Consider the following 27000-nt stretch of genomic DNA (forward strand, 5'->3'; position numbering starts at 1 on the left):
GCCTTCGGTGTGGACCCGAAAGCGCCGCTGTTGAAGGGGATATAGGCCGAATGCGGCGAAACTGCAACCCCTCTCAGCCGAACCACCACCGCTCGGGCGCGCGCAGGTTGTCCATCGGCGCTTGGCGTCCGGGGTTCGGCGGCTGGCGCAGATCGCCCGACAATGCGCTGACCCCGCCTGCACTATCGGCCTGAAGGGTCACATCCCCCCGGTCGCGGTAACGGGGCCGCGCGGGCAAATCCGCTGCATCAACAAGCCCTTCGCTCAGCGCCTGCGCCCGCACCTCACGGGCGGGGAGCGACACCAGTTCGACCGTATCGAACCACCCGGCGGTGCCGTCCTTGTAATGCGTCTCTACCCGTTCGGCCAAAACCTGACGTGCGGCGGAAAAGCGCCGCAGACGGTAAAGCCCGGTGCCAATCCCGGCCTCGGGCGCATGGGCGGGGCGGATCACATAGCGCGATTGCGCCAGCAGGAGCGGCAGGTCAGGATTCGCCGCCGCCAATGTGACCTGCACTTGCAGATCGTCCTGAACGGCGACCTCGGCCCCGGCCAGAAGACCGCGCAGACTGGCCACCACATCGCGGGCCGTCAGGGGGCTGCCGTCGTGAAAACGCACATCGGGGCGCAGATCGAACTGCCACTGCCGGGCACCATCGCTGGCCTGCCAACCGGTCGCCAACTCACCCTTGAGGATGCCATTGCCGGTGACTTCGGTCAGCGTGTCAAAGATCATCCCCTGCCGCGCGACCTGCATGAACAGCCCGTCGCCTTTGACCCAAGTGTCGTCACGCGTGGCACCCGAAAGCGCCAGCCGCAGACGGCCCCCGCGCCGGGGCGGCTCCCCCGCGCTGGCACCTGTCGCGGCCAACAGGGCCGCCGCCGCACCGGTGGTGAAAAGCGCCCGGCGATCCAGCAGAGAGTTGCGCCCGCTCATCGCTGTCCGATCCTATCCATCGTGCGCACCAATTCGGCACTGATCCCCGGCTCCGACAGGGCGTGGCCCGCATCCCGGATCATCCGCAGGTCGGCATTGGGCCAGCGTTCGGCCAGCGCATAGGCGCCCGCAGGCGGGCAGATCATGTCATAGCGCCCCTGCACGATGACCCCCGGGATATGCGCGATCCGCCCCATATGTTCGAGGATCTGACCGTCGAACTCCAAAAAACCATTGTTGGTAAAATAATGGTTCTCCAGCCGCGAAAAGGCCCGCGCATAGGCCGATGGCCCGCCATGCGACACCCCATCGGAATGTACCGAGGCCAGCGCGTTCTCCCAAGCCGCCCATGCGCGGCCATAGTCCTGCTCGACCCGCAGATCGCCCGAGAACAGCCGCCGGTGATAGGCCGCAATCAGATCGTCACGCTCATCTTCGGGGATCAGGTTCACGAAACGCGCCCAAAGCTCAGGCCAGAACCGCCCGGCCCCGCCGCCGTAAAACCAATCAAGCTCGGCCTGCGTCATCAGAAAGACGCCGCGCAGGATCAGATGGCGCACCGCTTCGGGGTGTGCTTGGGCATAGATCAGCGAAAGCGTCGCGCCCCAAGAGCCGCCGAAAACCATCCATTTGTCGATGCCAAGCGTGGTGCGAATCAGCTCGATATCCGCAACCAGATGCCACGTCGTGTTGTCCGTGACCGAGGCATGCGGGGTGGAGCGCCCGCATCCGCGCTGATCGAACAGCACCACACGGTAGACCTTGGGGTCGAAATACCGCCGCATCGCCGGGCTGCAACCACCGCCGGGGCCGCCATGCAGCACGACAACGGGGATGCCATCGGGGTTGCCACATTGCTCGACATAGACCTGATGCCCTTGCCCTACGGACAGCATCCGCTGGTCGAAAGGCTCAACCGGCGGATAAAGATGCGGCGCGCCGCGTTTTTGGTCGGGATACTTGTCCATTGCCGCCCTATATAGTCATTGAACCCAAAAGAGCACAGGGAGATCAGAATGCAAGCGGATCAATCAACCATCGACCCCGCCGAGATCGCCAAATTCGAAGCCATGGCCGCCGAATGGTGGGATCTGAACGGCAAGTTCAAGCCGCTGCACATGCTGAACCCCTGCCGGTTGGACTATATCACCAGCCAGATCGCGGGGGAGTTCGACCGCGACCTGACGGCCCCTGCCCCCTTCGCGGGGCTGCGGATCCTTGACATCGGCTGCGGCGGCGGGTTGCTGTCCGAACCGATGGCGCGGCTTGGGGCCGAAGTGGTGGGCGCGGATGCGGCGGCGGGCAACATCCCCGTGGCGCAGATCCACGCGCAGCAATCGGGGCTAGAGATCGACTACCGCCACACCACCGCCGAAGACATGGCCGATGCCGGTGAGAAATTCGACGTGGTGCTGAACATGGAGGTGGTCGAACATGTCGCCTCCCCCATCGACTATCTGGTCGCCTGCCGCCGCCTGCTGAAACCCGGCGGGCTGCACATCTGTTCGACTCTGAACCGCAATCCAAAGTCCTTTATGATGGCGATTGTCGGGGCCGAGCATGTGATGCGCTGGCTGCCCAAGGGCACCCATGACTGGAACAAGTTCATCACCCCAGATGAGCTTTTCGACCTGCTGAGCCGCGCCGGGCTGGAGCCGGTGGATCGCAAGGGTTTCGTCTTTAACCCCGTCGCATGGTCGTGGCGGCTGTCGGATCGGGATCTAAGCGTGAACTACGTCACCGCCAGCCTTAATCCGGGCCTCAACCCTGGCTCAACTGACGTCTGAGCGCGCGCAGGATCGGGAGCGTGGCGCGGACCTGTTCTTCGCCAAGCTCCCCCACCACGTTGGAGATCATCGGCGTGATCGCATTCACCGCCGCATCCCGCGCCTGCCGCCCTGCGGGGCTGATCGCGACCATCTTGCGCCGCGCGTCGTCCCAATCGGGGCGGATATGGACGTAACCGGCCCATTCGAGCTTGCTCAGCGTGTTGGTCATCGCCCCGCGCGTGACGTTGAAGGTCTCGGCCAGTTGCGCGGGCGAGCGTTCGCCGCCGTGCCATGAAAGCGAGTTCAGCACCGAGAAATGCGAGATCTCCATCCCCCGCGGCAGTACCCGTGTCAGGCGACTGCGCACCGATTGGTCGGCGGCCAGCAATTCTCCGAACAACATGATCGCAAGGGTGTTTTTATCGTCGGTCATTTTCGGTCCGGTCAGGGCGCGGCAAAGGGGCGGCGGTTGGCAAGGCTGGGCACTTTGGCGCGGGCCTTGTCACATTCTTCCATGTCCATGTCACAAAAGTAAACGCCGGGGGCTGTCCCGGCATCCAACACCACCTCCCCCCAAGGGGCCACGACCAGTGAATGCCCATAGGTGTCGCGGGTCTTATGCGCGGCGCTGGCATGGGTGCCCGTCTGGGCCGGGGCCAGCACATAACAGCCATTCTCGATCGCCCGCGCCCGCAGCAGACTGTGCCAATGCGCGGCCCCGGTGACCGGAGAGAAGGCCGCTGGCATGGTCAAGATACGCGCACCGGCCTCGGCCAACGCCTGATAGAGCGCCGGAAAACGCATGTCATAGCAGATCGACATGCCGATCTTGCCAAAAGGCGTCTCGGCCACCACGGCTTTGTCGCCGGGGCGATAGCCCGCGGACTCGCGGTAGCTTTCGGTCTCGTTGATATCCACATCAAACATATGGATTTTGTCGTAGCGCGCGACGATCTCCCCCTGCGGAGAAATCAGGAAAGACCGGTTGGCAAAGCGCCCGTCCCCCTCGCGCGTTTTCAGACCGAGCGAGCCGATCAGCAGCCAGATGCCCGCCTTCGCCGCCTCTTCGCGCAGGGCGGCAAGGGTGGTGTCGTCTTCCTCATAGGCAAGCACCGCTTGCTGGTGGCTGCGGCTGGTGCTGACGCAATTCGTCACCTCGGGGGTCAGGACAAACTCGGCCCCGCCCGCCACCGCCTCGCGCAGCAGGGCGCGGGTCTCGATCAGATTGGCGGCGGGGTCGTCCGAGACGTTGAGTTGCAGCAGCGCGATTTTCATCTGTCTTGCAGCAGCGCGTCGAGTTTGCCGGCACGGTCCAGCGCATAAAGCTCATCACAGCCGCCCACATGCACGTCGCCGATAAAGATCTGCGGCACGGTGCGGGCACCGCCGGCGCGCTGGATCATCTCTTTCTTGCGCTCTGGCTCCGACAGCACATCGACTTCGTCAAAGGCTGCGCCCTTTTGGGTCAGCAGGCGTTTGGCGGAATGGCAAAAACCGCAGAGCGGCGACGTGTAGATTTCGACAGGTTGCATAGGATCACCCTTTGAACAGTTAACGTTGCACAGTGATCTAGGTCTCTTTGGCCACGCGCGCCAGTGCCAGCACGAAAACGGGGCCGGACCCGGCGGCCAGACAGGCCTGCGTGCAGGCGGTCAATGTGGCGCCGGAGGTAAAGACATCGTCCACCAAGATCACCGGTCGCATGATGATACGGAGCCGCCGTCGCGGATGCACGCGGATCGCCTGTTCCAACACCCGATACCGGGCTGCACGGCCCAAACCCTCCAACGAGGGCGTATGCCGGACCCGCTGCAACAGATCGGGACACCAGCGGTGCCCGGTTTCCGCCGACAGCGCCTTCGCCAGTAGAGCCGATTGATTGTAACGCCGTTTCAGCAAGCGCAGCCAATGCAGCGGCACCGGCGCAATCAGCGCCTCTTGCGGCAGGATGCCTTGGGCCGCCTGCGCCATCCAGCGGGCCGCGGGGCGGGCGATCTCTTGCCGGTCGCCATGCTTGAGCGCCAGAATCAGCCTGCGCCCCATATCGCGGTAGAGCAGTGCCGTGCGTCCCTGCGCCCATGGGCGCGGCATCGCGAGACAGGCATCACAATGGGGTGAGCCCACATCCCCGCCGCCCGGCAGGGGCAGCCCGCAGGCATCGCAGACCGTTCCCCCGATGAAAGCCGTGTCGCGCCAGCAGGCGCCGCACAGGCCGAAATCCGCATCGACAAGCCCCCCGCAGCCCAGACAACGCGGCGGGTAGATAAGCGACACTGCTGTTTGAAGTCCCCGTGGCGGCATTCTATGTGTTCCCCATGACAGCACAGCCCAACCTGACCGACCCCAAGGCCCTCGCCCAGCACCGCGCCCGCGCGACGACACGGGGCATGTTCCTGCAACAGGCAGCCGCCGAAGAGGTTCAGGATCGTCTGAGCATGGTTAAGAAAACGTTTACCGATCCGGCCATCGTGACCGCCTTCCCGCAGGTCTGGGCAGAGGCTTTTCCGAAGGCCGAGATCGTGGCAGAAGCAGAGGTGCTGGCGCTGGAACCGCAGGCGCATGATCTAGTGATCCACGCCATGGGGCTGCATTGGGCGAATGACCCCATCGGCCAGTTGATCCAATGCCGCCGCGCGCTGCGCCCCGACGGGCTGTTACAAGCCGTGGCGCTTGGCGGGCAAACCCTGCATGAGCTGCGCGCCTGCCTTGGTCAGGCCGAATCCGAAATCACCGGCGGCCTGTCGCCCCGCATCGCCCCGATGGGAGAGCTGCGCGATCTCGGCGCGCTCTTGCAACGCGCCGGACTGGCCCTGCCAGTGGCGGATAGCCAACCGCTGACCGTTGAATACCAAAACGCATGGGCCCTGATGCGCGACCTGCGCGAAATGGGAGAGACCAACGCCCTTCAAGCCCGCCTGCGTCGCCCCACGGGCCGCGCCGTGCTGACCCGCGCGACCGAGCTTTACGCCACGCATTTCACCGCCGCTTCGGGCCGGATCACGGCGACCTTCGACATGATCTTTCTCGCCGGTTGGGCACCAGATGAAAGCCAGCAAAAGCCGCTCCGCCCCGGATCGGCGCAGCAACGGCTCGCAGATGCGTTGAATAGTCGCGAGGAACCCCTCCCCGATTGACCCAATCGGCAAAGCGGCTATCTCTGCGCGGATGATATGCGAGGAAACCCCCATGCAGGCAGCCCAGCCCCAATCCGCCCAAGCCGACGCCACCCAACCCGAACACGGCCCCGGCGATCACCCCAAAGTCCCGCGTCCCAAAGTTGGTGTTCTGCTCGCCAACCTTGGCACGCCGGATGGCTATGACTATTGGTCGATGCGCCGTTACCTGAGCGAGTTCCTCTCAGACCGCCGGGTGATCGACTACAGCCCGTGGAAATGGCAACCGCTGTTGCAGACGGTGATCCTGACCAAACGCCCCTTTGCCAGCGGCGCGGCCTATAAATCCATCTGGAATGAGGCCGAGAACGAGAGCCCACTGGCGACGATCACCAAATCGCAAACCGCCAAAATCAAAGCCGCGCTCAAAGCACGATACGGGGCCGACGTGATGGTCGATTACGCCATGCGCTATGGCAACCCGTCGACCCGCTCCAAAGTCGAGGCGATGGTCGCCGCCGGATGCCAGAAGATACTGTTCTTCCCGCTTTATCCGCAATATGCCGGGGCCACGACCGCAACCGCGAATGACGCTTTCTTTGCCGCGCTGGCCAAAGAGAAATGGCAACCTGCCTCGCGCACCGTGGCCCCCTATTTCGACCGCCCCGACTATATCGAAGCGCTGGCCCAATCGGTTGAGCGTGCCTATGCCGCGAAGGACAAAAAGCCCGATCTGCTGGTCTGCTCCTACCACGGTCTGCCGCAGCGCTATCTGATGGAGGGCGACCCCTACCACTGCCAATGTCAGAAAACGACGCGCCTGCTGAAGGAACGTCTGGGCTGGCAGGACAGCGAGATCATCACGACCTTCCAGTCACAGTTCGGCCCCGAGGAATGGCTGCAGCCCTATACGGTTGAAGAGGTCGCGCGTCAGGCCAAGGCAGGCAAGAAAAGCATCGCCGTCTGCGCGCCTGCATTCTCAGCCGATTGCATCGAAACGCTGGAAGAGATCAACGAAGAGATCAAGGAAAGCTTTGAAGAAGCAGGCGGCGAGGATTTCACCTATATTCCCTGCCTGAACGACGATGCGGCGCATATCGAAACGCTGACCACAATCATTACCGAGAACTTGGGCGGCTGGCTGGACTAAGCCCCCGCCTTGGGGTCGCTGCGGCGGCCCCTTTTTCAGAACTTTGCGCAGAAAACAAAAAAGGCGGTGCATTGCACCGCCTTTTCCGTTTGATCGTCAGTTCCGATTAGTCGGAAGCAACAGCTGCGGCAACCAGAGCCAGCAGGATCAGGGGAACCAGGATGCCCGAGGACGAACCTGTTGTTTCTTCCACGATGACCGGTGCTTCTACGATCGGCTCGGCCAGCGAACCAGCAAAAGCAGTCGATGCAGCAGCGGACAGAGCAGCGGCGAGAACGAGTTTCTTCATAACATAACCTCCAGAATAGGCGTGCTGTATCATATACATACACGCACCCAAGACTTACCTCGTAATCCTGTTCTAAACAGTATCGGCAAAAGTTTGCAAACCCGGAATCAGCTATTGCATCAAGGAATCAGGGGGATGTCGTCAAATAAGCAACACCTGCGTGCCAACCTTTGTCAGGGCAAAAAGTTCGGCGATATGTTCGTTATAGAGCCCGATGCAACCATTGGAAGACTTACGTCCAATTTTTCGTGTGTCGTGGGTTCCGTGGATACGATAGTAGGTCCAGCTGAGGTACAGCGCATGGGTGCCCAGTGGGTTGTCCGGACCGGGGCCGACGTAGGGCGGCCATTCGGGATTGCGCTTGAGCATCGAAGGCGTGGGACGCCAGCTTGGCCCCTCGACCTTTTTGATGACACGGGTCCGGCCACGGCGTGTGAGGTCTTCGGTCAGCGGAACCGATGAGGGGTAGAGCTTGTAAACGCTCTGGTCCTCGGACCAGTAGTGCACCGCCCGGCTGTCGATATCGACCAGCACCGCGCCGTTGCGCGTGTTGCTGAAATAGGGGCGCCAATCCAGCATCCGGAAACTCGAGACATTGCGTTTGACCGCTTCGGTCAGGTCACGCTCTGTCTCGGTCGTGGCGGTGGAGTTGAAGGAAGAGGTGCTTTGCGCCAGAGCGGGTGTGGCAAGCATCGCGGCGCTGCCAGCAAGGAAGCCACGGCGGCTCTTGATCGAAAAACGGTGAGCGGACATGGAGCGTCTCCGAAACTGAAATTATGCTAATTATTGCCAGTTATATGGCTCGAAAGACGCAGTTTCAATTGAAACCGGGCCCGCACGGCAGAGTCATGCCTATGTGCGTTTGAACTGCAACGCGCCCCGATGTAAGGCAGAAAAAACTTCATTGCGTGGAGCGCTCATATGATCCGTATCCTGTCCATTCTACTGGCGCTGACGGTTGCGCTATCTGCCTGTACCCCGTCCAGCACGACCGGCGGCAAAGCCGGCGGCACCTACCGCATCAGCCGCTCCGACGCGGGTACGATCCAATTCCGCATGCTCGACTCCGTCAATGCGCTGCGCAGCTCTGCCGGGGTGACGCCGCTCGCGCTGGATGCCAAGCTGAACGCCGCTGCCGCCACCCATTCGCGCGATATGGCGGTGCAAAACCGCCCCTGGCATTTCGGCTCTGACGGGTCCTCGCCCATCGATCGCATTCAGCGCGTGGGCTATACCGGCGGTCTGGTCGGCGAGGTAATCTCGGAAACCTATGAGACCGAGCTTGAGACCCTCGCCGCATGGATGGAGCAACCCGACACGCGCCGCATCTTGATGGCCCCCGATGGCCGCCAGATGGGTTTCGCATGGCATCAGGAAAACGGTGGCAAGATCTGGTGGACGCTGGTCGTCGGCAACTGATTTTTGCCTAATCAAAAAGCCGATCCGGCCCCTGCGGGGGCCGGTGTCGTATCAAGCGGCCCTTAGGGCGTAATCAGGATCGGCGTGCCGTCACGCACCATCGCGTAGACATCTTCGATTTCCTTGTTGGTGACCGCGATACAGCCCCAAGTCCAATCGTGCTTTTCCTTCTTCCGCGGGTCTTTCTGCCCGTGGATAAAGATATCGCCGCCCGGGCTTTTGCCCATGGCGCGGGCGTTTTCGATATCGCGCGCATTCGGGTAATCGATCCCGACGGAAAGGTGGAAACGGCTGTTCGGGTTGCGACGGTCGATTCGGTACAGCCCTTCGGGCGTGCGGCCATCCCCCTCAAAGGCTTTGTGGCCCACCGGAGCGAAGCCCAGTTTGATCCGGTAATCTTCGAGCACGCGGTTATGGTGCAACAGCATCATGCGGCGTTGGCTTTTGTTCACAACCACATAGGTCACTTCAGGACCGTTGTAGCGTTTGAACTTACTGCTACTGCACGCGCCAAGCGCCACCATAGCGGTGCCGCCAAGTATCATCGTCCTGCGTTTCATCACTGTGCCCTCAACGCCCCGGCCATTCCGGCCTTTTTATCCGCGTTACCATAGAGAGGGATTAATTTCACTCAAAAAGCGGTGATCCGCGGCGTCATATGGGGCCGTGGATTAGCTTTCAGGCAGGGTCAGACAGGCGGCGAGTTCCACATGGGACGACCAGCGGAACTGGTCCACCACCTGCACCCAGTCCAGCCGATAGCCTGCCGCGACCATGTTCTGCACATCGCGGGCGAAGCTCACCGGATTGCAGGAGACATAGGCCACGCGCGGCACCGCGGCGCGGATGATCTCGGCCACCTGCGACTCAGCCCCTGCGCGGGGCGGGTCGAGCACCACGGCATCGATCCTGTCCAGTTCATCCGGAAGGAGCGGTCGGCGAAACAGATCGCGCGTCTCGGCGGTGAGCGGTTTTGCCCCCTTGGCCCGACGCCAGCCTCCTTCCAGCGCGGCGATCATCTCGGCATCGCCTTCCACCGCGTGCACCCGCGCCTGCTGCGCCAAGGGCAAGGCAAAGGTGCCGCAGCCCGCGAAAAGATCGGCCACGACCTCCGCCTCGCCCACGGCGTCCCTGACCGCCTCCAGCAAAGCTGCTTCACCATGACGGGTCGCCTGCAAGAAGGCGCCTGGCGGAGGCGTGACCGGCGCATCGCCAAAGCGCTGTACGGGCGGCGCGCGCATCGCAATTACCTCGCCATCCCATGTCAGCCGAGCCAGAGATTGAGCCTCACAAGCCTGTGCCAATTGCTGGCGCAGCGGCCCGTCGAGCGGTTTGCCATTGGCGACAGAGACGTCCAGCCCCTCTTCCGACAGGGTGACCGTGACGGCCAATTCGGCCTTTCGGCTGGTGCCGATCAGCGCCAGTTCTTCGGCGACCTTCAGCCCCGGCAGCAAGGCGGGATCGACCAACTGACAGCCTGGCACCTCGATCAGCACGTCAGAGGCGCGGCCATGAAAACCCGCCATAGCGCCCTTTTTCGTCCGCCGCGCGGCAAAGGTCGCCCTGCGGCGCGATTGCGCGGGGGAGGTTTGGATGGGGCGAAATTCTGTCTCTAACCAATGAGCCGAAAGCGCATTGCGCACCACATCGACCTTCCAAGCCGCCACGAAATCATCCGTGGCATGTTGCAGTTGGCACCCGCCGCAGGATTTGAAATGGCGACAGGGCGGTGCGACCCGCTGGTCGGAGGGGGTGACAATCCGCACATCGCGAAGCTGCTGCCCATCGACAACGCCGGTGACGGTTTCCCCCGGCAGGGTCATCGGGGCAAAGATCGGACCTTCGGCGATGCCATCGCCGTGGTGGCCGAGACGCAAGATTTCATGTTCAGTCATAGCCTGCCCATAGCGCGGCAAAGGCGACTGGGAAAGCCTATTCCGCCGCCTTCACATCCAGAAACCCGCCCGACTGCCGATGCCAATAGCGCGCATAAAGCCCGTCTTGGGCAAGCAAATCGGCATGGCTGCCAATCTCTGCAATGCGACCTGCGTCCAGCACCATGATGCGGTCCATCTCGGTCAGGGTCGACAGGCGGTGGGCGATGGCCAGCACGGTTTTGCCCTCCATCACACGGTCTAGGGTTTGCTGAATGGCGGCCTCCACCTCGCTATCAAGGGCGCTCGTCGCCTCGTCCAGCACCAGTATCGGCGCGTCTTTCAGGATCGCGCGGGCCAAGGCGATGCGCTGGCGCTGGCCGCCCGAAAGCTTCACCCCACGCTCGCCCAGATGCGCGTCATAGCCGCGGCGACCTTTGTGATCTTCGAGTTGCTGAATAAACTCATGCGCCTCGGCCCGTTCGGCGGCGGCGATGACCTCGGCCTCAGTCGCGTCGGGGCGGCCATACAGGATGTTGTCCCGCGCGGAGCGGTTGAACATCGCCGTCTCCTGCGTGACCATGCCGATATTGCGCCGCAGACTCTCTTGGGTCACCGTCGTAGTATCCACCCCGTCGATCAATATTTTGCCCTGCTCCGGTTCATAGAGCCGCAACAGCAGCGCCACGAGGGTCGATTTCCCCGCCCCCGAAGCACCGACGATGCCCAGCTTCTCACCCGGTTGGATGGTCAGCGAGATGCGGTCGATGCCGCCAGTCTGACGGCCATAGGCAAAGCCCAGATCGCGCAACTCGATCTCTCCGGCCTCGACGACCAGTTCCTGCGCATCAGGCTCATCATCCAGCCGCACGCGCGGCGTCAGGGTGCGCATGCCGTCTTCGACCTCCCCAATATTCGAATAGATCGCCATCAGCGTGAATGAGACCCAGCCCGTCATCTGCGCGATACGGATCGCGATGGCGCCGGAGGCGACGATATCGCCCTCGCTCGCCAATCCGCGCTGCCACAGCAGGATCGTCCCGCCCAGCAACAGAACCGGCAAAAGCCCCGCAAGGCTCATCAGCGCCAGACGGAACCCGGCGGCGAGATAGCCGAACTCCAAGGCCCGGGCACGGAAGCTCTGCATCGCGGAAAGTGCCGCGCGGTCTTCGTGATCGGCATGGGCGAAAAGCTTCACCGTCTTGATGTTGGTGATCGTATCAACCACCTGCCCTGAAACCATCGCCCGCGCCCCGGCCCGTCCCGCGGCCCGTTTGCGCACGCGCGGCAAGAACCAGTTGATCAGCGCCAGATACATCACCAGCCAGACGGAAAACCCAACCGCCACACGCCAGTCGATCGCCAAAAGCAAGGCCACCGACCCCACGAGAGAGGCGAGCGCAAAGGCCACCACATTGATCACCTCGGCAGCCACATCCGTCACCGCCCGCGCGGCCTGCATCTGCTTTTGCGCAATGCGCCCGGCGAAGTCTTCGTCAAAAAAATTGACGTTCTGCCCCAATGTCCAACGGTGCAGCCGCGACAGCACCAGCGGGTTCACATTGGGCTGCACCATGATCGCGTTAGAGGCCGAGGAGAGGCCAAACAGCACAGGACGCGCCACAAGGAAAAACGCAATCGCGCCCAAGACCAGAACCAGACTGCTGCCCTCAAAAAACCGCTCCGGCCCCGCGCTGACCGTGGCATCGATCACCTTGCCCAAAATCCACGCCGTGCCCGCCTCCATCGCGCCCGCGGCGGCAGATAGAAAGGCGGCGAGCCAGAGCACCGGCCAAGCGCCTGCAAGGCACCAGCGGATGAAGGCCCAGAGGGTCTGCGGTGGCGGCCCCTCGGCGGGGCGAAACGGGTTGATCCAGTTCGAAATGCTCACGTCTTGTCATCCAATGCGAGAAAACCGCCCGACTGACGGTGCCAGAAAGCTGCATATAGGCCAGCTTTTTGCAAAAGCGCGTCATGGCTGCCCTCTTCGACGATACGACCTTGATCCAGAACCAGAATTCGGTCCATCTCGGCAATCGTCGACAGCCTGTGCGCGATGGCGATGACGGTCTTGCCCGCCATCATGCCATAGAGTGTTTCCTGAATGACCGCCTCCACCTCACTGTCGAGCGCGCTTGTCGCCTCATCCAGCAACAAGATCGGCGCGTCCTTGAGGATCACCCGCGCCAGCGTGATGCGCTGCCGTTGCCCGCCGGACAGCTTCACGCCCCGCTCACCCACACGCGCGTCATAGCCCGAGCGCCCCTCAGGATCGGTCAGATTAAGGATGAAATCATGCGCCTGCGCCTGTTTCGCCGCCGCGATCATCTCGGCCTCGCTAGCGTCGGGACGGCCATAGAGGATGTTCTCGCGCACCGAGCGATGCAGCAGCGAGGAATCCTGCTGCACCACACCGATATGCCGCCGCAAACTGTCTTGCCGGACCTGTGCGATGTCCTGCCCGTCGATCCGGATTTCGCCGGTTTCGGCGTCGTAGAACCGCAGTATCAGCTTCACGAGGGTCGATTTTCCCGCGCCCGAGCGGCCCACAAGGCCAATCCTCTCGCCCGGCTGCACGGTGATATTGATGTCCTGAACTCCGCCGCTGTCGCGCCCGTAGTGGTGGCTCAGCCCCGCCATTTCAATCCGCCCTTCGGTCAGCTTTAGCGGCGGCGCATCGCGGCGGTCGGTGAGGGCGAGGGGCTGGGCAATGGTCTCCATCCCTTCGGCGACGACACCCAATTCGCGAAAAAAGCTCGACAGCGCCCACATGATCCAGCCGGTCATGGAGTTAAGCCGCAGCGCCAGCGCGGCGGCAGCGGCGACGACACCGACGCTTGCCTCCGCGCCCATCCACAACACCAAGGCCCAGCCGACGACGCCCACGATCAACATGCCGTTGAGAAGGGTGAGCACCACATCCATGATGGTGAAGATACGCATCTCACCTTGAAACGTGCGCCGCGCCTCTTCGATGGCCTCGCCCGCGAAATCGACCTCCAGATCATGATGCGCGAACATCTTGACCGAATGGATATTGGTATAGGCATCCACCACGCGCCCGGTCACCTGCGACCGCGCGTCCGACGCGGCTTTGGACGCAGGGCCAACCCGTTTGATCGTCCAAGCCACCAAGCCGCCATAGAGGATGAACCACCCCAAAAGCGGCACTAATAAACGGATATCCGAGGTAGAGAGCAGGATCGCCGCGCCGATCATATAGGCCAGCGAGTAAGAGATCGCATCAAAGACCTGAAAGACGACCTCCCCCGCTGCCGGTGGCGTTTGCATGATCCGGTTGGCAATACGCCCGGCAAAGTCATTCTCGAACCAGCCCACGGATTGCCGCAAGACATGGCGATGCGCCCGCCAACGGATCAACGTGCCGAAGTTCGGCAAGATCGCATTGTTCAAAAGCATCACATCGACCGCCTGCACCATGGGCCGCAGCAACAGCACGGCCAGCGCTACGAGGATCAGCTCGGTCCCATGTTCCGCCCACATCTGCGCGGGATCGCTGCCCAGCAGATCGACGATGCGGCCCATGTAGTAGATCAGGCCAACCTCGATCGCGGCGACGAGGATCGCCATCAGTCCGGCGAGGGCAAATACCTTTTTGAAAGGCTGCGCATAGTCCCGCAGAAAGGGCCAGAGCCCTTGGGGCGGCACATCCTTCTCGCGATAGGAGACATAGGGATCGACGAGATTCTCGAAAAAGCGAAACATGGGGAGACCTTGAATATAGACGTGCAAAATGTTCGGCACCGCCCAAGAGCAGAGCCGCAAAGGGGCAATGGTTATGCCAGCTTAGCTGAACCAGATCCCGCGGTACATTTCGCCCATCTCCCTTGTAATGCGCTTTGGATAGACGAATTTCCCCACGATGTCGACCTAGCTGCGCCGGGCCAGTAGGTCCGCCCGGGTCAAGGTGAAGCCGGAGTTGACCCAAAGCTGCTCGAGCCGGGCAAGCTCTTGGCCCAAGGCCGGGCCTTTGAACGCGGGCATCAGGTCTTTGGCCGTTACTGGAAACCGAGCCGCCGCGGCGGTTTTTATTGTCTCTAACATGGCGGTTTCGGGCATCTGTTCCGCCATACAGCCCCGCAGCAAAGCCGCGCCAATGGCCACATCCGCCCCATGACGATAGGCAAGCTCAGGCAATGGTGGCCCTGCGAAGCCCTGCTCTTGCAGCAGGGTGAGATGTTTGGCCTCTGCTTTGCTCAACCGCAGACGGTCGGTCAAACCCTCCCCGCCCAGCGCGGCCAGACGCACCAGCCAATCGGGGCCAAGGCCAAGCCCCTGTTCGAAATGGACCAGCATGGAGATCCACCGGTCATCACTCCCCGGCAAAAGCACGGGCAAAGCACCGGTTTGCCGCATCAGAGCCAGTGCGGGGGCAGGATCAGGCGCGCGGAGGAGTTTTTTGAACTCCTGCCCCACACGTTCCGCCGAGAGCGTCCCAAGCCCATCCAAATTCGACGCGATGGCATCCAGTGCCTCCGGCTCTGGCCCCACTTCAGCGTCACCATACCACGCCATGAAGCGGAAATAGCGCAGGGTGCGCAGGTAATCTTCGCGGATACGCTGACCTGCGTCCTCGATGAAACGCAACCGGCGCGCGCGCAGGTCGGGCAGCCCGCCCAAGGGGTCGATCACACGGCCCTCGGGCGTGGCATAGAGCGCGTTCATCGTGAAATCCCGGCGGCGGGCGTCATCAGCGATATCGGTGGAAAAGGCGACGACAGCCCGGCGGCCATCGGTCTCTACATCGCGGCGAAAGGTGGTGATCTCAAAGGGTTTGCCACCCGAGACCAGTGTCACCGTGCCATGGTCGATCCCTGTCGGCACGGCCTTGACCCCGGCGGCCTTTGCCAGCGCCATTACCGTTTCAGGCGTCGCCTCGGTGGAGAGATCGACGTCGCTATCCGGCAAGCCAAGCAGCGCATCGCGCACGCAGCCGCCGACGAAATAGATAGGATGCCCGCCATCCTGCACCACGCGGCAAACCCGCTGTGCGTCTTCGTCATGTAGCCAGCGCGTGCCGGTCGGAATCATTGGTTCATTCGTGTCGCCCATGCCCGCAACATACGCGCGGTCGCGCCCCAGATGTAATAGGGGCCGTAGGGAACGGCGTAATAATACCGCCGCTGGCCGCGCCAACGCCGGGAATGCACAAGGTAGTTGCTGGGGTCGAGCACATGGTCCAGCGGCACGCGAAACACCTCTTCGACCTCACCGGGCTCGGGCACCACGGTAAAATCGCGCGTCACATGGCCGATCACGGGCGTCACGCTAAAGCCGGTGACCGTCTCATGAGCCGGGAGCACGCCCAATACATCCACGATATCGCTCGGCAGGCCAATCTCTTCGCGCGCTTCACGCAGGGCGGCGGCGATGACATCCGCATCGCCGCCGTCTTGCTTGCCCCCCGGAAAGGCAATCTGCCCGGGGTGATGTTTCAGCGCCGATGACCGCTTGGTCAGGATCAGTTCCAGCCGCGCACCGGTATCCACCACCGGGGCGAGCACACCCGCAGGCCGCAGGGCGCGCCCCTCGGGGAGGGTCACCTCTGGGTTCAGATCGAAATCAGAGGATTCCACCCCGGTTTGGGCAAGCGCCTCGCGAAAGGACTGGAACCGGTCGCTCACCTTAGGCCTTGGCGTCGAAACCGACCGTGGCCGGATCAAGGTCGTAATGCGCGCCGCAGAACTGGCAATCGGCGGTGACCCGACCTTCGTCCGTGGTCATCTTTTCGATATCGCGGGCCGAGTAGATCGACAGGCTTTGCCGCACGCGGTCTTCGGAACAGGTGCAGCCGAAACGCACCGGCTGGGGGTCATAGACCCGCGGTTGTTCCTCGTGAAACAATCGCAGCAGCAGATCGGTCGGCGGAACGCTTGGGCCGATCAGTTCCAAATCCTCAACGGTGCCGAGCAGGATGTTCACGCGGTTCCAATCCTCGGCCTCATCGCCCTCGACCAAGTCATCGGCCTTGAGGATGTCACCGCTCCCCTCCCCCGAGGCCGCCAACGGCGAGGCTTTGGGCATATGCTGCAACATGATGCCACCGGCGCGCCAATGCTCCGGCTCATCCGGGCCGGACGATTTGCCAAAGCTCAGGGAAAAGCGGGTCGGCAACTGTTCGGACTGGGCGAAATAGGCTTCGGCACAGGCGGCCAGAGACCCACCGGCCAGCGGCGTGATGCCCTGATAGGGGGTCATGCCTTGGCCTTGGTCGATCATGATCGCGAAATAGCCTTCGCCGACCTGCTCGAACGGGGCATCGTCGGTCAGCCGCTCCGCATCATAGCTGGCATAGGCGCGGATGCGCGCAGGCTCGCCTTCCTTCTCGGGGCCGTAGTAATCCGTCGCGATCATCCGAACGGCACCTTTGGACTGCACCTGCAGCGACAGCTTCCAACGCAGTTTGATCGTCTGGCCGATCAATGCGGTCAGCAACGCCATCTCGGCCACCAGCGCTTCGACCTGCGGCGGATAGTCGTGCTGTTTCAGGATGCCTTCCAACACGCCATCAAGCCGCGCCACGCGGCCGCGCATGTCGACATCATCAAGCTGAAAGGGCAGAACGGTATCGTCCCACGCGATTTTAGTTCCTTGGGTCATCGGGTTTCCTTATCGGGGGCCGCTTGGCATACCGCGTCTATATAGGCGCAGCAACCCATGGAAAAAGGGGCAGCACATGATCCGACGTACAGGTGAGACACCAGAGCCCGGCCAACGCTACACGCCACGCCCCGGCGTCTATGCTATTCTGCCGCTGCAACGCCGCTTTCTGATGACGCTGGAAATGGCGGAGGAGACCGAGGTGCAACTCCCCGGCGGCGGTATCGAGGCGGGGGAATCTCCGCTTCGAGCGCTGCACCGCGAGGTGCTGGAGGAAACCGGCTGGCGCATCGCCCGCCCGCGCCGGTTGGGCGCCTTCCGCCGCTTTACCTATATGAAGGATTACGACCTCTGGGCGCAGAAGATCTGCCACGTCTATGTCGCCCATCCCGTGCGCCAAATCGCCGCCCCGACAGAGCCGCATCACGCCACGCTGGTGCTATCGGCCAGCGAGGCGCTGGCAACCCTCGCCAATGAAGGCGATCGTCTGTTCCTGCAACGCCACCTGCGCTAACCCTCGCCGTGATACTCAAGCAATATCCCCGAGACATCATCGGGGAAATCGCGGCTACCAGCGAATTCCGACAACTTCCAAACCAGCGCACTCAGCAGCGCCGGGCCGCTGAACCGGCGCAATTCGCCCAACATGCGGGCCAAACCCTCTTCGCCCAACATCTCCCCCCCCGGATCGGGGCATTCCGTCACCCCATCGGATAGGATCAACAAACGATCCCCCGGCGCCATCTGAAGTTTATAGTCCTCGAACCCCACCCCAGAGAGCAGCCCGACAGGAAAACCCCCGGTGCCCGATTGTTCGACCCGCCCATCCGAGCGCAGCAAGGCAGGATGCGGATGCCCCGCCTGGGCGACAGTGACCTCCCCGGTCATAAGGTCCGCAATCGCGAGCATCAGGGTGAAATAATGCTCCGTCTCCATCTCATGAAGAACGAGGTCATTCAGTTCCGCGATCACTTCACCCGGAGGCCGCGCCGCGTAGGTCCCCCCGGGCAAAAGCGTGAGCGCAAGGTTCTGATCCGGCGTGGCCGCCGACAGATACCCCGCCAGCCGCGCCGTCATCAGGGCCGAACTGATCCCATGCCCAGACACATCCAAGCCAAATAGCCCCACGACACCCGGCCGCACCGGGAAATACCCCACCAAATCCCCGCCAACATGCCCGGCAGAGCGCAGCATCATCGACAGATTGCCCCCCTCCATGGCGCGATAACGCTCGCGAAGCAGCGATTGCTGAAATTTCTTGGCCTCGACCAAATCCTTGTCGATCCGCGCATGCACCTGCCGCAGAATATCCAAAGTCTCGGTGATCAGCTGGTTTTTCTGCGCCAACTCCCGCTGCATGGCCAGAAAACGCGCCCCCGCCATAAGACGCGCGCGTAGCTCCGGCAGACCGGCGGGCCGTATGAGAACATCATCAGCCCCCGCATCAAGGGCGCAGTCCACAGCCCGCTCATGACTGTCGGCCAACAGAATGACATAACTGCCGCGCCCTTGTGAAAGCTCGCGAAAAGCCCTGCAAAAATCGAGTCCCGATATCGCCCCACTACAAAGCACGATATCAGGCCACCGCTGCGTGCAAAGGGCCAGCGCCTCGGCTTCCGAGGCGGCAGAAGCCACCTCATATCCCCATCCCTTCAATGCGGCCGAAAGACAGGCCCGCCGGGTCTCATCCCCCTCGACCAGCAAAACCAAAGACGCCACAGCAGGTGTCGACACCGCTTCGGAAAGGCTGGGGATATCCAATTTCATGCGACACGATCCTGACAGACCCTATCGAGTTAACCCACCAAGCCTTACCAGAAGGTGAATCCTTCCGGTCTTCCGCCCTTACAGAACGAACTGCGCCAAGGTTTCGTCGTTGGTGATATCCGTATAGGTAAAGCCCGATTGCCCCAACTGCTCGAGAAACGGTTTGAAATTCTCCGGCCGCCGCGTCTCGATCCCGATTAGAACCGAACCAAAGTTCCGCGCCGATTTTTTCAAATACTCGAAACGGCAGATGTCATCCTCCGGCCCCAGCAGCATCAGGAATTCCTTCAAGGCCCCGGGCCGCTGCGGCATGCGCAGGATGAAATACTTCTTCACGCCCGAATAGCGTTGCGCCCGCTCTTTGACCTCAGGCAAACGCTCGAAATCAAAATTGCCACCCGAGGCAACACAGACCACCGTCTTACCGGCAATCTGATCCGCCACCTCACCCAGCGCATCGATCGACAGCGCGCCCGCCGGTTCCAACACGATGCCCTCGACATTCAGCATCTCGTTGATCGTCACGCAGATCCGATCCTCGGGCAGGTGCACCACATCCGCCGGGTCCACCCCGCGCAAACGTTCAAAGGTCCGCGCACCGATCTTGGCCACCGCAGCACCGTCGACGAAGTTATCGATCGGCGAGACATCCACCGGCGCCCCAACTTCCAACGCCCGCGCAAAGCTTGGCGCCCCGGAAGGTTCGACGAATGTATAGTCGCAGGCATCCCCGAAATAGCTGACCACGCCCGAAGACAGCCCGCCGCCGCCCACGGGCAAGATCACCCGATCCGGCACCCGGCCCAACTGCGCGGCAATCTCCACAGCGACCGACGCCTGCCCCTCGATCACGTCATCATCATCGAAAGGCGACAGAAAATGCGCCCCTTCGTCCCGGCAGAAACTCTGCGCTGCGGCCAGTGTGGCATCGAAATAATCCCCCACCAGCCGGATCTCGACATTCTCACCGCCAAACATCCGGGTCTTCTGCACTTTCTGCTGCGGTGTCGTCACCGGCATGAAAATCACGCCGCGCACCCCGAAATGGCTACAGGCAAAAGCCACCCCCTGCGCATGGTTCCCAGCAGAGGCACAGACGAAAACCCCCTGCCCCGGGATCACCTTGCGCATCGCATTGAAGGCCCCGCGCAGCTTGTAGGAGCGCACCGGGCTCAGATCCTCGCGTTTCAGCCAGATATCCGCGCCGAACCGCTCCGACAGATGCTCATTGCGCAAAAGCGGTGTCGCCGGGAACAATGCCCGCAGCGCTTCTGCCGCCGCCTGTGCTTTTCGTGCAAATTCATCCGCCATCTGTGCTCTCCTTGCTGCCATTCGTCGATAGGCGCGCAGCCAGCATAGGTCAACGCGGGCTTCAATCTTGCCCGCGCCCGCGAAAACCGCTACCTCGCAGGGCGAACTTGAAAGGAAACCCGTCATGTCCGCGCCCAAGAAAGTCGTGCTTGCCTATTCCGGCGGCCTCGATACCTCGATCATCCTCAAATGGCTGCAAACCGAATATGGCTGCGAGGTGGTGACCTTCACCGCCGATCTCGGCCAAGGCGAAGAGCTGGAACCGGCCCGCAAAAAGGCTGAGATGATGGGCATCGCGCCTGAGAACATCTACATCGAAGACGTGCGCGAGGAATTCGTCCTCGACTTCGTCTTCCCAATGTTCCGCGCCAACGCGGTCTATGAAGGTCTCTACCTCCTTGGCACCTCTATCGCCCGCCCGCTGATCTCTAAGCGTCTGGTCGAGATCGCCGAAGAAACCGGCGCCGATGCCGTCGCCCACGGCGCCACCGGCAAGGGCAACGATCAGGTCCGGTTTGAGCTCGCCGCCTACGCCCTGAACCCCGACATCAAGGTCATCGCCCCCTGGCGCGAATGGGACCTGTCGAGCCGCACCAAACTTCTGGCCTTCGCCGAGCAGAACCAGATCCCAATCGCCAAAGACAAGCGCGGCGAAGCGCCCTTCTCGGTCGACGCCAACTTGCTGCACACCTCATCCGAAGGCAAAGTGCTCGAAGATCCGGCGGTCGACGCGCCCGACTACGTCTACCAGCGCACCGTGAACCCGGAAGACGCCCCCGACACGCCCGAATACGTCGAAATCGGCTTCGAACGCGGCGATGCGGTCAGCATCAACGGCGAAGCCATGTCTCCCGCCACGATCCTCACCAAACTGAACGAGCTCGGCGGCAAACACGGCTGCGGCCGCCTCGATCTGGTCGAAGGCCGTTTCGTCGGCATGAAGTCCCGCGGCATCTACGAGACCCCGGGCGGCACTTTGCTCTTGGAAGCGCACCGCGGCATCGAATCCATCACCCTCGACCGCGGCGCCATGCACCTCAAGGACGAGCTGATGCCGAAATATGCCGAGCTCATCTACAACGGCTTCTGGTACAGCCCCGAACGCACCATGCTGCAAGCCGCCATCGACGCGAGCCAAACTCATGTCACCGGCACCGTGCGCCTCAAGCTCTACAAAGGCCATGTCCGCACCGTCGGCCGCTGGTCCGATCACAGTCTCTACTCCGAGGCCCATGTGACCTTCGAAGACGATGCCGGCGCCTACGACCAGAAAGACGCCGCAGGCTTCATCCAACTAAACGCTCTGCGCCTCAAACTCCTCGCCGCCCGCGACAAGCGCAGCAAAGGCTGAAGCACGGGACCCCAATCCCCCTTCATCCTTTCTTAAATACCACGGGGGTCCGGGGGCAGCGCCCCCAGCGGCCAGCCCCAGATAAAAACGCAAAAGGCCCGGACGCTCCCGCCCGGGCCTTTCTCTGAGCCACCTACTGGGTCAATCGGCGGTGACGACCGTCATCACCAGCTCCCCATTCGGTTTGATCGGCCCGTCTTCCTTGGCGCCCAACGTATATTCGAACACGCCGGTTTTCATGCCACCATCTTCGGAATGAACCATCAACATCAGCATATCGCCCGAAGCCACGTCCTCTTGCAGGATCGCGACCACATCCATGTTCTCGCCCGCGCGCAGCGGGGCGTAGCCGACTACGGGGCCGGGCTTCATGTCGGCGTCGGTCCGGTGCACGACCAGCCAGCCATTCTCGCCCGCCATCACCTTATCGGCAGTGACGACGCCATTCGATACATCCTGACCCGAGGCTTCGACCATGGCCATGGCATGGGCATCCGCCCATGCGCCACCGGCGATCATGGACAGGGCGATTGCGGTGCTTGCAAATTTTTTCATCTGGTTTTCCCTCCGTTTGAAATAGCACCGTAGTCACGACAGCCCCGCGAAATAGTTTCGCGGTCTTCAGGAATTTTTTAGACGTTCCGCAAACAGCCGCTCATAGTAGGGCATGGCGGCCTCCAGAACTTCCGCCTCTGCTCCTTTAAGCTCGGGCAGTTCCCCCTCCGGCCCCGCGAAACCGGTGCTGCGATGGATCGCCCCATACCAATGCGGCGCCCAAACCCCATCCTCGGCCCGCGGCCCGGCGGGCCAATGCAGCATCGCAGGATCAAAGGGCAGATCGATGGCGGCGCAAAGCCTGCGCAGCATCCCCTCCGGATCCGCGCGGATATCACCGCTGTCGATGACAAGTCCGCCCAACCGCTCGAACAGCATGAGTTGCCGGTCAAACCCGATATCCGCCAGGCGGGGTGCTTCGCGCTTTTCCGCATAGCTCGCGATCACCCGGGCCGGATGGCGGATCAGGTGGATGTTCACGCAGTCCTCGGCCCAATCAAGCGGAAACCCGTCGATCATATGCTGCGCCATATGTTTCATATAAAGATGCCGCCCGCCGTGTTGGACAAAGCCAAGAGGCACCCGCGCGGGGTCTTGCTCCTGCGCCGCCAGTACCGCGTCGCGCATCGGATGATCCAGCCCCGTCGCCTTGAGGTAGGCCGCGTAAAATGGCTCATCCATCGCGGTGAAATCCGCACGCGCTCCGAAACTATACATCATCGCAGTGCTGAGATTGCGCGGCCCTGACCACATCGCAATTCGCATGAAAGGCTTCTCCATTGCCGTTGAACCCGGAACGCTAGAAAGAACGCGCCCGTGCGCCAAGTGGTAAATTGCCTTCACCAGAGCGTGACTTTCCCCGCCCCGGCCTTGCGCTATCTCCGCCCCAGCGGCAACCCTAGGCCTGAGGAGGACCGATATGTTCCAAAAATCAATGTTCAAACCCGCCATTCTGACCCTTGCGATCACTCTGGGCCTCGCCGCGCAGAACCGACCTGCGGCGGCGGGGGAGACCGAGGTGCTGACCGTAGCGGGCGGCTGCTTCTGGTGCGTCGAAGCCGATTTCGAATCCGTCAAAGGCGTGAAAGAGGCCATCTCGGGCTTTGCCGGGGGCCGCACCAAGAACCCGACCTACAAAGAAGTCACCGGCGGCAACACAGGCCATTACGAAGCGGTGCAGATCCAATTCGACCCGGATGTGGTCAGCCGCAAGACACTGCTTGATCTCTTCTTCCGCTCGATTGACCCAACAGATGCAGGCGGGCAATTCTGTGATCGGGGGGAAAGCTACCGCACGGCGATCTTCGCGGGCAGCCCCGCCCAGAAAAGCGCGGCAGAGGCTGCCAAGGCCGAAGCGCAGGCCGCCCTTGAGACCAAGGTCGTGACGCCGATCCTCGGCGATGCGCCCTTTTATCCGGCCGATGATTACCACCAGGACTACTACAAAAGCAGCGATCGGCTCGCGTTCAGCAGTGTCGGCGTGGCCGTGAAAAAATCGGTCGCTTACAAACGCTACCGCAAGGGCTGTGGCCGTGACGCCCGCGTGAAACAGCTTTGGGGCAGTGCGGCCCCCTTCGTGAAGTAACCGCGCCCCGGTAGATTAGCTGCGAAAATCGTGATCCCGGATCTCTTTCAGATCGGGGATCACATCCGCCGTGCCATGACGCGTGACCATCAAGGCCCCGGCGCGCATGGCCAGATCAATCGCCTGCGGCATGGTCATCCCCCGGTCCAACCCGGCCAGCAGATAGCCGGTGAAAGTATCGCCCGCGCCGGTCGTATCCACCGCATCGACTTGATAGGCGGGGAAGCTTTCGACCAGATGTGCCTTGTTAGAGACCCATTCACAGCCCCCCGCCCCCAGCGTCACCACGATGTCGTCGATCGGCAGCTGCCGCAGCTCGCCCCCCGTCGCGGCCCGTAGCTGCGCCGCCTCGACCTCGTTCAGCACCAATAGGTCGATCTGTTCGAGGATCGCCGTCACCGCATCCGCATCGAAAGGGGCTGCGGCATAGGCCAGTCGCAGGCCTAGAGTTTTCGCCGTTCGCGCCGCGAACCGCTGCCCGTTGGTTTCGTTCTGCATCAAAAGCCAATCGCCCGAGGAAGCCTCGCTCAGCGCGGCACCGATCATCTCATCGGTGATCTCGTGATTGGTGCCGGGGAAGATGACGATATTGTTCTCCCCTTCCAGATCGACGGCGATATTGGCGTGACCGGTCACGCCCTCCATCAAGGTGATATGCGCCGTTTCGACCCCATATTCCAAAAGCCGTTCCAGCGCCCAACCGCCATCGGCGCCCAATGCGCCGACATGCATCACCCGCGTCCCGGCCCGGGCGGCGGCGACCGACATATTGGCCCCCTTCCCGCCCAGCCCCTGCCGGAAATTCCGGGCTGAAATAGTCTCTCCCGGTCCCGGCAGATGGGCCAGCAGATAGAAGTTATCCGCGTTGATAGAGCCGAGGTTCCAGATCATCAGCCTACCTTACAGGCCGCGAGAATGGCCATGTTAAGGATGTCATTCGCCGTGGAGGTGGAAGAGCAGATCTGAATCGACTTATCGAGGCCCGTAAGGATCGGCCCGATCACCGTCGCCCCCCCCATCTCCTGCATCAGCTTTACCGAGATGCTGGCCGAATGCCGCGCTGGCACCACAAGGATGTTCGCAGGCCCCGTCAGCCGCGAGAACGGGTAATTCGCCTGACTGGCCGCGTTCAGCGCCACGTCGACGGTCATCTCGCCCTCATATTCGAAATCCACCCCGCGCTGATCCAACACCTCTGGCGCGAGGTGCATCTTCTCAGCCCGTTCCGAGACGGGATAGCCGAAGGTCGAGAAGCTGACGAAGGCGACCCGAGGCTCAAGCCCCAGGTGCCGCGCCACGCGCGCGCCGCTTTCGGCGATATTCGCCAGATCGTTCTCATCGGGCCATTCATGGACCAAGGTGTCGGCGATAAAGACGATGCGCCCCTTGTGCAGCAGGGCCGTGATGCCCGCGGCCCCGGCCTCGGCATTGGCATCAAAAACGTGGTTGAGCCGCTCCAAGACATGCGCCGACTTGCGGGTGGCCCCGGTCACCAGACCGTCGCCATGACCATGCGCCAGCATCAGTGCGGCAAAGACATGGCGGTCGCGCGAGGCGAGGCGGTGGATGTCCTTGCGGTCGAACCCCTTGCGCTGCAACCGGCCGTAAAGAAAGTCTTTATAGGTCGCCAGATGCTGGGTGTTGGCGGCGTTCACCACCTCCAACTCGCGCACCGCGTCGGCCATGCCCGCCTCTTCGAGCTTGGCGCGCACGTCGTCCTCGCGGCCCACGACCAGCGCCTTGCCCAAGCCCGCGCGCTGGTACATGACCGCCGCGCGCAGCACCTTGGGATCGTCGCCCTCGGCAAAGATCATCCGGGCCTGATTGGCCCGGGCGCGGGCGTTGATGCCGCGCAGGATGCTCGCCGTCGGGTCCATCCGCGACTTCAGCCCGACCTCATAGGCGTCCATGTCGATGATCGGGCGCCGCGCGGCCCCGGTGTCCATGCCCGCCTTGGCCACGGCGGGCGGAATGCGGTGGATGAGGCGTGGGTCGAAAGGCGTGGGAATGATGTAGTCGCGGCCAAAGCTCAGCGTGCGGCCATAGGCCAGCGCCACCTCGTCTGGCACATCCTCGCGCGCCAGTTGCGCCAGCGCATGGGCGCAGGCGATCTTCATCTCGTCGTTGATGGCCCGCGCATGGATGTCGAGCGCGCCGCGGAATAAATAGGGAAAGCCCAGCACGTTGTTGACTTGGTTCGGGTAATCGCTGCGCCCGGTGGCGACGATAGCGTCCATGCGGACCTCATGCGCCTCTTCGGGCGTGATCTCCGGGTCCGGGTTGGCCATGGCGAAGATCACCGGGTTGTCGGCCATGGAGGCCACCATCGCAGGCGTCACCGCCCCATTGACCGACACGCCAAGGAAGACATCCGCGCCCTGCATCGCCTCTTCGAGCGTGCGCAGCTCGGTATTGGCGGCATGGGCCGATTTCCACTGGTTCATGCCCTCGGTGCGGCCTTGGTAGATTACACCCTTGGTGTCGCACATGATGCAGTTGTCATGGCGCGCGCCCATTGCCTTGAGCAGTTCCAGACAAGCAATCCCCGCCGCCCCCGCGCCATTTAGCACGATGCGCACGTCCTCAATCTTTTTGCCCGAAAGATGCAGCGCGTTGATCAGCCCCGCGGCACAGATCACCGCCGTGCCGTGCTGGTCGTCGTGGAAGACGGGGATGTCCATCTCTTCCTTCAAGCGCTGCTCGATGATGAAACACTCGGGCGCCTTGATGTCTTCGAGGTTGATGCCGCCGAAGGTCGGCCCCATCAGCTTGCAGGCGTTGATGAAAGCCTCGGTGTCCTCGGTATCAAGCTCGATATCGATGGAGTTCACATCCGCGAAGCGCTTGAACAGAACCGCCTTACCTTCCATCACCGGTTTGGAGGCCAGCGCGCCGAGATTGCCAAGCCCCAACACCGCCGTCCCGTTCGAGATCACGGCGACCAGATTGCCCTTGTTGGTGTAGTCATAGGCTGTCTCGGGGCTCTCGGCGATGGCCTCGCAAGGGACGGCCACACCGGGGGAATAGGCAAGGCTCAGGTCGCGCTGTGTGGTCATCGGCACGGTGGCCGAGATCTCGAACTTGCCGGGGGTCGGTTCGAGGTGAAAGGCAAGCGCCTCTTCAGAGGTGATACGGTTCTTTCTCGTCACGACATTACCCTTCTTCTGCTTTGGGATCTTCTTAGCCACGATCCGAGTTCAGCACAACGCAAGCCCCACGTCAGTGCAAATCGCATGACAAAGACCGCCCAAGGCCCCGC

28 protein-coding genes are annotated in these 27000 nt (G+C 62.4%); 7 read left to right on the forward strand and 21 right to left on the reverse strand.

Annotated elements, in window-relative coordinates; translation table 11 throughout:
* Positions 1-73: 73 nt before the first annotated feature.
* Both ACGYLI_RS08395 and pip read right to left on the reverse strand, forming a co-directional pair.
* Complete coding sequence (locus tag ACGYLI_RS08395; protein WP_394418758.1) at positions 74-937, reverse strand: ABC transporter substrate-binding protein; 864 nt, start codon at positions 935-937, stop codon at positions 74-76.
* Positions 934-1905, reverse strand: coding sequence for a prolyl aminopeptidase (gene pip, locus ACGYLI_RS08400; protein WP_271688608.1), 972 nt, complete (start codon positions 1903-1905; stop codon positions 934-936). Before pip ends, ACGYLI_RS08395 begins: the two co-directional genes overlap by 4 nt.
* A 48-nt stretch (positions 1906-1953) precedes the next feature.
* On the opposite strand from pip, the gene ubiG reads away from it, so the two are divergent.
* Entirely contained in the window at positions 1954-2724 is a 771-nt protein-coding gene (gene ubiG, locus ACGYLI_RS08405; protein WP_394418760.1) for a bifunctional 2-polyprenyl-6-hydroxyphenol methylase/3-demethylubiquinol 3-O-methyltransferase UbiG, read from the forward strand.
* On the opposite strand, the gene ACGYLI_RS08410 is transcribed toward ubiG, so the two are convergent.
* Genes ACGYLI_RS08410 through ACGYLI_RS08425 form a run of 4 tightly spaced genes read right to left on the reverse strand, consistent with a single transcriptional unit; the run spans position 2699 to position 5007 of the window.
* Entirely contained in the window at positions 2699-3139 is a 441-nt protein-coding gene (locus ACGYLI_RS08410) for a MarR family winged helix-turn-helix transcriptional regulator (RefSeq protein ID WP_067265366.1), read from the reverse strand. The two genes, ubiG and ACGYLI_RS08410, sit on opposite strands and share 26 nt — an antisense overlap.
* Before the next feature lie 11 nt (positions 3140-3150).
* Positions 3151-3981: a carbon-nitrogen hydrolase family protein gene (locus tag ACGYLI_RS08415; RefSeq protein ID WP_394418762.1), complete on the reverse strand. Its 831-nt coding sequence runs from the start codon at positions 3979-3981 to the stop codon at positions 3151-3153.
* A complete protein-coding gene (gene grxC, locus ACGYLI_RS08420; protein WP_067941907.1) occupies positions 3978-4238 on the reverse strand; it encodes a glutaredoxin 3 in 261 nt (86 codons plus the stop codon). Before grxC ends, ACGYLI_RS08415 begins: the two co-directional genes overlap by 4 nt.
* A 37-nt stretch (positions 4239-4275) precedes the next feature.
* Complete coding sequence (locus ACGYLI_RS08425) at positions 4276-5007, reverse strand: ComF family protein (RefSeq protein WP_394418764.1); 732 nt, start codon at positions 5005-5007, stop codon at positions 4276-4278.
* Between the two features lie 14 nt (positions 5008-5021).
* On the opposite strand from ACGYLI_RS08425, the gene ACGYLI_RS08430 reads away from it, so the two are divergent.
* Together ACGYLI_RS08430 and hemH are read left to right on the forward strand one after the other, a co-directional pair.
* Positions 5022-5840 (forward strand): methyltransferase domain-containing protein, encoded by an 819-nt coding sequence (locus tag ACGYLI_RS08430; RefSeq protein WP_394418766.1) that lies wholly within the window; start codon positions 5022-5024, stop codon positions 5838-5840.
* Between the two features lie 52 nt (positions 5841-5892).
* Positions 5893-6969, forward strand: a complete 1077-nt coding sequence (gene hemH / locus ACGYLI_RS08435) for a ferrochelatase (protein WP_394418768.1) — start codon at positions 5893-5895, stop codon at positions 6967-6969.
* A 106-nt stretch (positions 6970-7075) separates the two neighbouring features.
* Here hemH and ACGYLI_RS08440 read toward each other — a convergent pair whose 3' ends face one another.
* Together ACGYLI_RS08440 and ACGYLI_RS08445 are read right to left on the reverse strand one after the other, a co-directional pair.
* Positions 7076-7258: a hypothetical protein gene (locus tag ACGYLI_RS08440; protein WP_067261136.1), complete on the reverse strand. Its 183-nt coding sequence runs from the start codon at positions 7256-7258 to the stop codon at positions 7076-7078.
* A gap of 141 nt (positions 7259-7399) precedes the next feature.
* Positions 7400-8011, reverse strand: coding sequence for a L,D-transpeptidase (locus ACGYLI_RS08445; protein ID WP_271692654.1), 612 nt, complete (start codon positions 8009-8011; stop codon positions 7400-7402).
* 168 nt (positions 8012-8179) lie between these two features.
* Here ACGYLI_RS08445 and ACGYLI_RS08450 point away from each other — a divergent pair, with 168 nt between their 5' ends.
* Complete coding sequence (locus ACGYLI_RS08450; protein WP_168612925.1) at positions 8180-8677, forward strand: CAP domain-containing protein; 498 nt, start codon at positions 8180-8182, stop codon at positions 8675-8677.
* A gap of 62 nt (positions 8678-8739) precedes the next feature.
* Here ACGYLI_RS08450 and ACGYLI_RS08455 read toward each other — a convergent pair whose 3' ends face one another.
* The 7 genes from ACGYLI_RS08455 to ACGYLI_RS08485 all read right to left on the reverse strand — a co-directional run bounded on the left by ACGYLI_RS08455 (position 8740) and on the right by ACGYLI_RS08485 (position 17172).
* Positions 8740-9237 carry a murein L,D-transpeptidase family protein gene (locus ACGYLI_RS08455; protein ID WP_067261130.1) on the reverse strand — a complete coding sequence of 166 codons (498 nt, stop codon included), beginning with the start codon at positions 9235-9237 and terminating at the stop codon, positions 8740-8742.
* A gap of 111 nt (positions 9238-9348) precedes the next feature.
* Positions 9349-10572 carry a class I SAM-dependent RNA methyltransferase gene (locus ACGYLI_RS08460; protein WP_394418771.1) on the reverse strand — a complete coding sequence of 408 codons (1224 nt, stop codon included), beginning with the start codon at positions 10570-10572 and terminating at the stop codon, positions 9349-9351.
* 37 nt (positions 10573-10609) lie between these two features.
* Positions 10610-12442 (reverse strand): ABC transporter ATP-binding protein, encoded by a 1833-nt coding sequence (locus ACGYLI_RS08465; RefSeq protein ID WP_394418772.1) that lies wholly within the window; start codon positions 12440-12442, stop codon positions 10610-10612.
* Positions 12439-14277, reverse strand: coding sequence for an ABC transporter ATP-binding protein (locus tag ACGYLI_RS08470; protein ID WP_394418774.1), 1839 nt, complete (start codon positions 14275-14277; stop codon positions 12439-12441). Before ACGYLI_RS08470 ends, ACGYLI_RS08465 begins: the two co-directional genes overlap by 4 nt.
* A 165-nt stretch (positions 14278-14442) precedes the next feature.
* Positions 14443-15603 (reverse strand): CCA tRNA nucleotidyltransferase, encoded by a 1161-nt coding sequence (locus tag ACGYLI_RS08475; protein ID WP_394418907.1) that lies wholly within the window; start codon positions 15601-15603, stop codon positions 14443-14445.
* Complete coding sequence (locus ACGYLI_RS08480; RefSeq protein WP_394418776.1) at positions 15600-16196, reverse strand: CoA pyrophosphatase; 597 nt, start codon at positions 16194-16196, stop codon at positions 15600-15602. Before ACGYLI_RS08480 ends, ACGYLI_RS08475 begins: the two co-directional genes overlap by 4 nt.
* A gap of 1 nt (position 16197) precedes the next feature.
* Complete coding sequence (locus ACGYLI_RS08485) at positions 16198-17172, reverse strand: Hsp33 family molecular chaperone HslO (protein ID WP_394418778.1); 975 nt, start codon at positions 17170-17172, stop codon at positions 16198-16200.
* Between the two features lie 76 nt (positions 17173-17248).
* On the opposite strand from ACGYLI_RS08485, the gene ACGYLI_RS08490 reads away from it, so the two are divergent.
* On the forward strand, positions 17249-17686 hold the full coding sequence (locus ACGYLI_RS08490) for an NUDIX domain-containing protein (protein ID WP_394418780.1): 438 nt from the start codon (positions 17249-17251) through the stop codon (positions 17684-17686).
* Here ACGYLI_RS08490 and ACGYLI_RS08495 read toward each other — a convergent pair.
* Both ACGYLI_RS08495 and ilvA read right to left on the reverse strand, forming a co-directional pair.
* Positions 17683-18939 carry a SpoIIE family protein phosphatase gene (locus ACGYLI_RS08495; protein WP_394418782.1) on the reverse strand — a complete coding sequence of 419 codons (1257 nt, stop codon included), beginning with the start codon at positions 18937-18939 and terminating at the stop codon, positions 17683-17685. The two genes, ACGYLI_RS08490 and ACGYLI_RS08495, sit on opposite strands and share 4 nt — an antisense overlap.
* 78 nt (positions 18940-19017) lie before the next feature.
* Complete coding sequence (ilvA, locus tag ACGYLI_RS08500; RefSeq protein ID WP_394418784.1) at positions 19018-20250, reverse strand: threonine ammonia-lyase IlvA; 1233 nt, start codon at positions 20248-20250, stop codon at positions 19018-19020.
* Positions 20251-20374: 124 nt separating this feature from the next.
* On the opposite strand from ilvA, the gene ACGYLI_RS08505 reads away from it, so the two are divergent.
* Positions 20375-21601 (forward strand): argininosuccinate synthase, encoded by a 1227-nt coding sequence (locus ACGYLI_RS08505; protein WP_394418786.1) that lies wholly within the window; start codon positions 20375-20377, stop codon positions 21599-21601.
* A gap of 141 nt (positions 21602-21742) precedes the next feature.
* Here the strand turns inward: ACGYLI_RS08505 and ACGYLI_RS08510 are convergent, their stop codons facing one another.
* Both ACGYLI_RS08510 and ACGYLI_RS08515 read right to left on the reverse strand, forming a co-directional pair.
* The gene (locus tag ACGYLI_RS08510; protein ID WP_067267884.1) at positions 21743-22156 is read right to left on the reverse strand and encodes a hypothetical protein; all 414 of its coding nucleotides are present in this window, start codon (positions 22154-22156) and stop codon (positions 21743-21745) included.
* 66 nt (positions 22157-22222) lie between these two features.
* Positions 22223-22921: an HAD family hydrolase gene (locus ACGYLI_RS08515; protein WP_271692664.1), complete on the reverse strand. Its 699-nt coding sequence runs from the start codon at positions 22919-22921 to the stop codon at positions 22223-22225.
* A 154-nt stretch (positions 22922-23075) separates the two neighbouring features.
* Here ACGYLI_RS08515 and msrA point away from each other — a divergent pair, with 154 nt between their 5' ends.
* Entirely contained in the window at positions 23076-23741 is a 666-nt protein-coding gene (gene msrA, locus ACGYLI_RS08520) for a peptide-methionine (S)-S-oxide reductase MsrA (RefSeq protein ID WP_394418788.1), read from the forward strand.
* A gap of 15 nt (positions 23742-23756) precedes the next feature.
* On the opposite strand, the gene ACGYLI_RS08525 is transcribed toward msrA, so the two are convergent.
* Together ACGYLI_RS08525 and ACGYLI_RS08530 are read right to left on the reverse strand one after the other, a co-directional pair.
* On the reverse strand, positions 23757-24632 hold the full coding sequence (locus tag ACGYLI_RS08525; RefSeq protein ID WP_394409140.1) for a ribokinase: 876 nt from the start codon (positions 24630-24632) through the stop codon (positions 23757-23759).
* Positions 24632-26890 (reverse strand): NADP-dependent malic enzyme, encoded by a 2259-nt coding sequence (locus ACGYLI_RS08530; RefSeq protein ID WP_394418790.1) that lies wholly within the window; start codon positions 26888-26890, stop codon positions 24632-24634. The genes ACGYLI_RS08525 and ACGYLI_RS08530 overlap by 1 nt, the downstream gene beginning before the upstream one ends.
* Positions 26891-27000: the final 110 nt, after the last annotated feature.

The sequence above is a fragment of the Sulfitobacter sp. 1A13421 genome (genome assembly GCF_043557285.1).
Taxonomy (GTDB): domain Bacteria; phylum Pseudomonadota; class Alphaproteobacteria; order Rhodobacterales; family Rhodobacteraceae; genus Sulfitobacter; species Sulfitobacter faviae.

What these genes read in the sequence shown, in the direction of transcription:
- ACGYLI_RS08395 (WP_394418758.1), bottom strand. Translation starts at nt 937, where the DNA reads ATGAGCGGGCGCAACTCTCTGCTGGATCGCCGGGCGCTTTTCACCACC.
- pip (WP_271688608.1), bottom strand. Translation starts at nt 1,905, where the DNA reads ATGGACAAGTATCCCGACCAAAAACGCGGCGCGCCGCATCTTTATCCG.
- ubiG (WP_394418760.1), top strand. Translation starts at nt 1,954, where the DNA reads ATGCAAGCGGATCAATCAACCATCGACCCCGCCGAGATCGCCAAATTC.
- ACGYLI_RS08410 (WP_067265366.1), bottom strand. Translation starts at nt 3,139, where the DNA reads ATGACCGACGATAAAAACACCCTTGCGATCATGTTGTTCGGAGAATTG.
- ACGYLI_RS08415 (WP_394418762.1), bottom strand. Translation starts at nt 3,981, where the DNA reads ATGAAAATCGCGCTGCTGCAACTCAACGTCTCGGACGACCCCGCCGCC.
- grxC (WP_067941907.1), bottom strand. Translation starts at nt 4,238, where the DNA reads ATGCAACCTGTCGAAATCTACACGTCGCCGCTCTGCGGTTTTTGCCAT.
- ACGYLI_RS08425 (WP_394418764.1), bottom strand. Translation starts at nt 5,007, where the DNA reads ATGCCGCCACGGGGACTTCAAACAGCAGTGTCGCTTATCTACCCGCCG.
- ACGYLI_RS08430 (WP_394418766.1), top strand. Translation starts at nt 5,022, where the DNA reads ATGACAGCACAGCCCAACCTGACCGACCCCAAGGCCCTCGCCCAGCAC.
- hemH (WP_394418768.1), top strand. Translation starts at nt 5,893, where the DNA reads ATGCAGGCAGCCCAGCCCCAATCCGCCCAAGCCGACGCCACCCAACCC.
- ACGYLI_RS08440 (WP_067261136.1), bottom strand. Translation starts at nt 7,258, where the DNA reads ATGAAGAAACTCGTTCTCGCCGCTGCTCTGTCCGCTGCTGCATCGACT.
- ACGYLI_RS08445 (WP_271692654.1), bottom strand. Translation starts at nt 8,011, where the DNA reads ATGTCCGCTCACCGTTTTTCGATCAAGAGCCGCCGTGGCTTCCTTGCT.
- ACGYLI_RS08450 (WP_168612925.1), top strand. Translation starts at nt 8,180, where the DNA reads ATGATCCGTATCCTGTCCATTCTACTGGCGCTGACGGTTGCGCTATCT.
- ACGYLI_RS08455 (WP_067261130.1), bottom strand. Translation starts at nt 9,237, where the DNA reads ATGAAACGCAGGACGATGATACTTGGCGGCACCGCTATGGTGGCGCTT.
- ACGYLI_RS08460 (WP_394418771.1), bottom strand. Translation starts at nt 10,572, where the DNA reads ATGACTGAACATGAAATCTTGCGTCTCGGCCACCACGGCGATGGCATC.
- ACGYLI_RS08470 (WP_394418774.1), bottom strand. Translation starts at nt 14,277, where the DNA reads ATGTTTCGCTTTTTCGAGAATCTCGTCGATCCCTATGTCTCCTATCGC.
- ACGYLI_RS08475 (WP_394418907.1), bottom strand. Translation starts at nt 15,603, where the DNA reads ATGATTCCGACCGGCACGCGCTGGCTACATGACGAAGACGCACAGCGG.
- ACGYLI_RS08485 (WP_394418778.1), bottom strand. Translation starts at nt 17,172, where the DNA reads ATGACCCAAGGAACTAAAATCGCGTGGGACGATACCGTTCTGCCCTTT.
- ACGYLI_RS08490 (WP_394418780.1), top strand. Translation starts at nt 17,249, where the DNA reads ATGATCCGACGTACAGGTGAGACACCAGAGCCCGGCCAACGCTACACG.
- ACGYLI_RS08495 (WP_394418782.1), bottom strand. Translation starts at nt 18,939, where the DNA reads ATGAAATTGGATATCCCCAGCCTTTCCGAAGCGGTGTCGACACCTGCT.
- ilvA (WP_394418784.1), bottom strand. Translation starts at nt 20,250, where the DNA reads ATGGCGGATGAATTTGCACGAAAAGCACAGGCGGCGGCAGAAGCGCTG.
- ACGYLI_RS08505 (WP_394418786.1), top strand. Translation starts at nt 20,375, where the DNA reads ATGTCCGCGCCCAAGAAAGTCGTGCTTGCCTATTCCGGCGGCCTCGAT.
- ACGYLI_RS08510 (WP_067267884.1), bottom strand. Translation starts at nt 22,156, where the DNA reads ATGAAAAAATTTGCAAGCACCGCAATCGCCCTGTCCATGATCGCCGGT.
- ACGYLI_RS08515 (WP_271692664.1), bottom strand. Translation starts at nt 22,921, where the DNA reads ATGCGAATTGCGATGTGGTCAGGGCCGCGCAATCTCAGCACTGCGATG.
- msrA (WP_394418788.1), top strand. Translation starts at nt 23,076, where the DNA reads ATGTTCCAAAAATCAATGTTCAAACCCGCCATTCTGACCCTTGCGATC.
- ACGYLI_RS08525 (WP_394409140.1), bottom strand. Translation starts at nt 24,632, where the DNA reads ATGATCTGGAACCTCGGCTCTATCAACGCGGATAACTTCTATCTGCTG.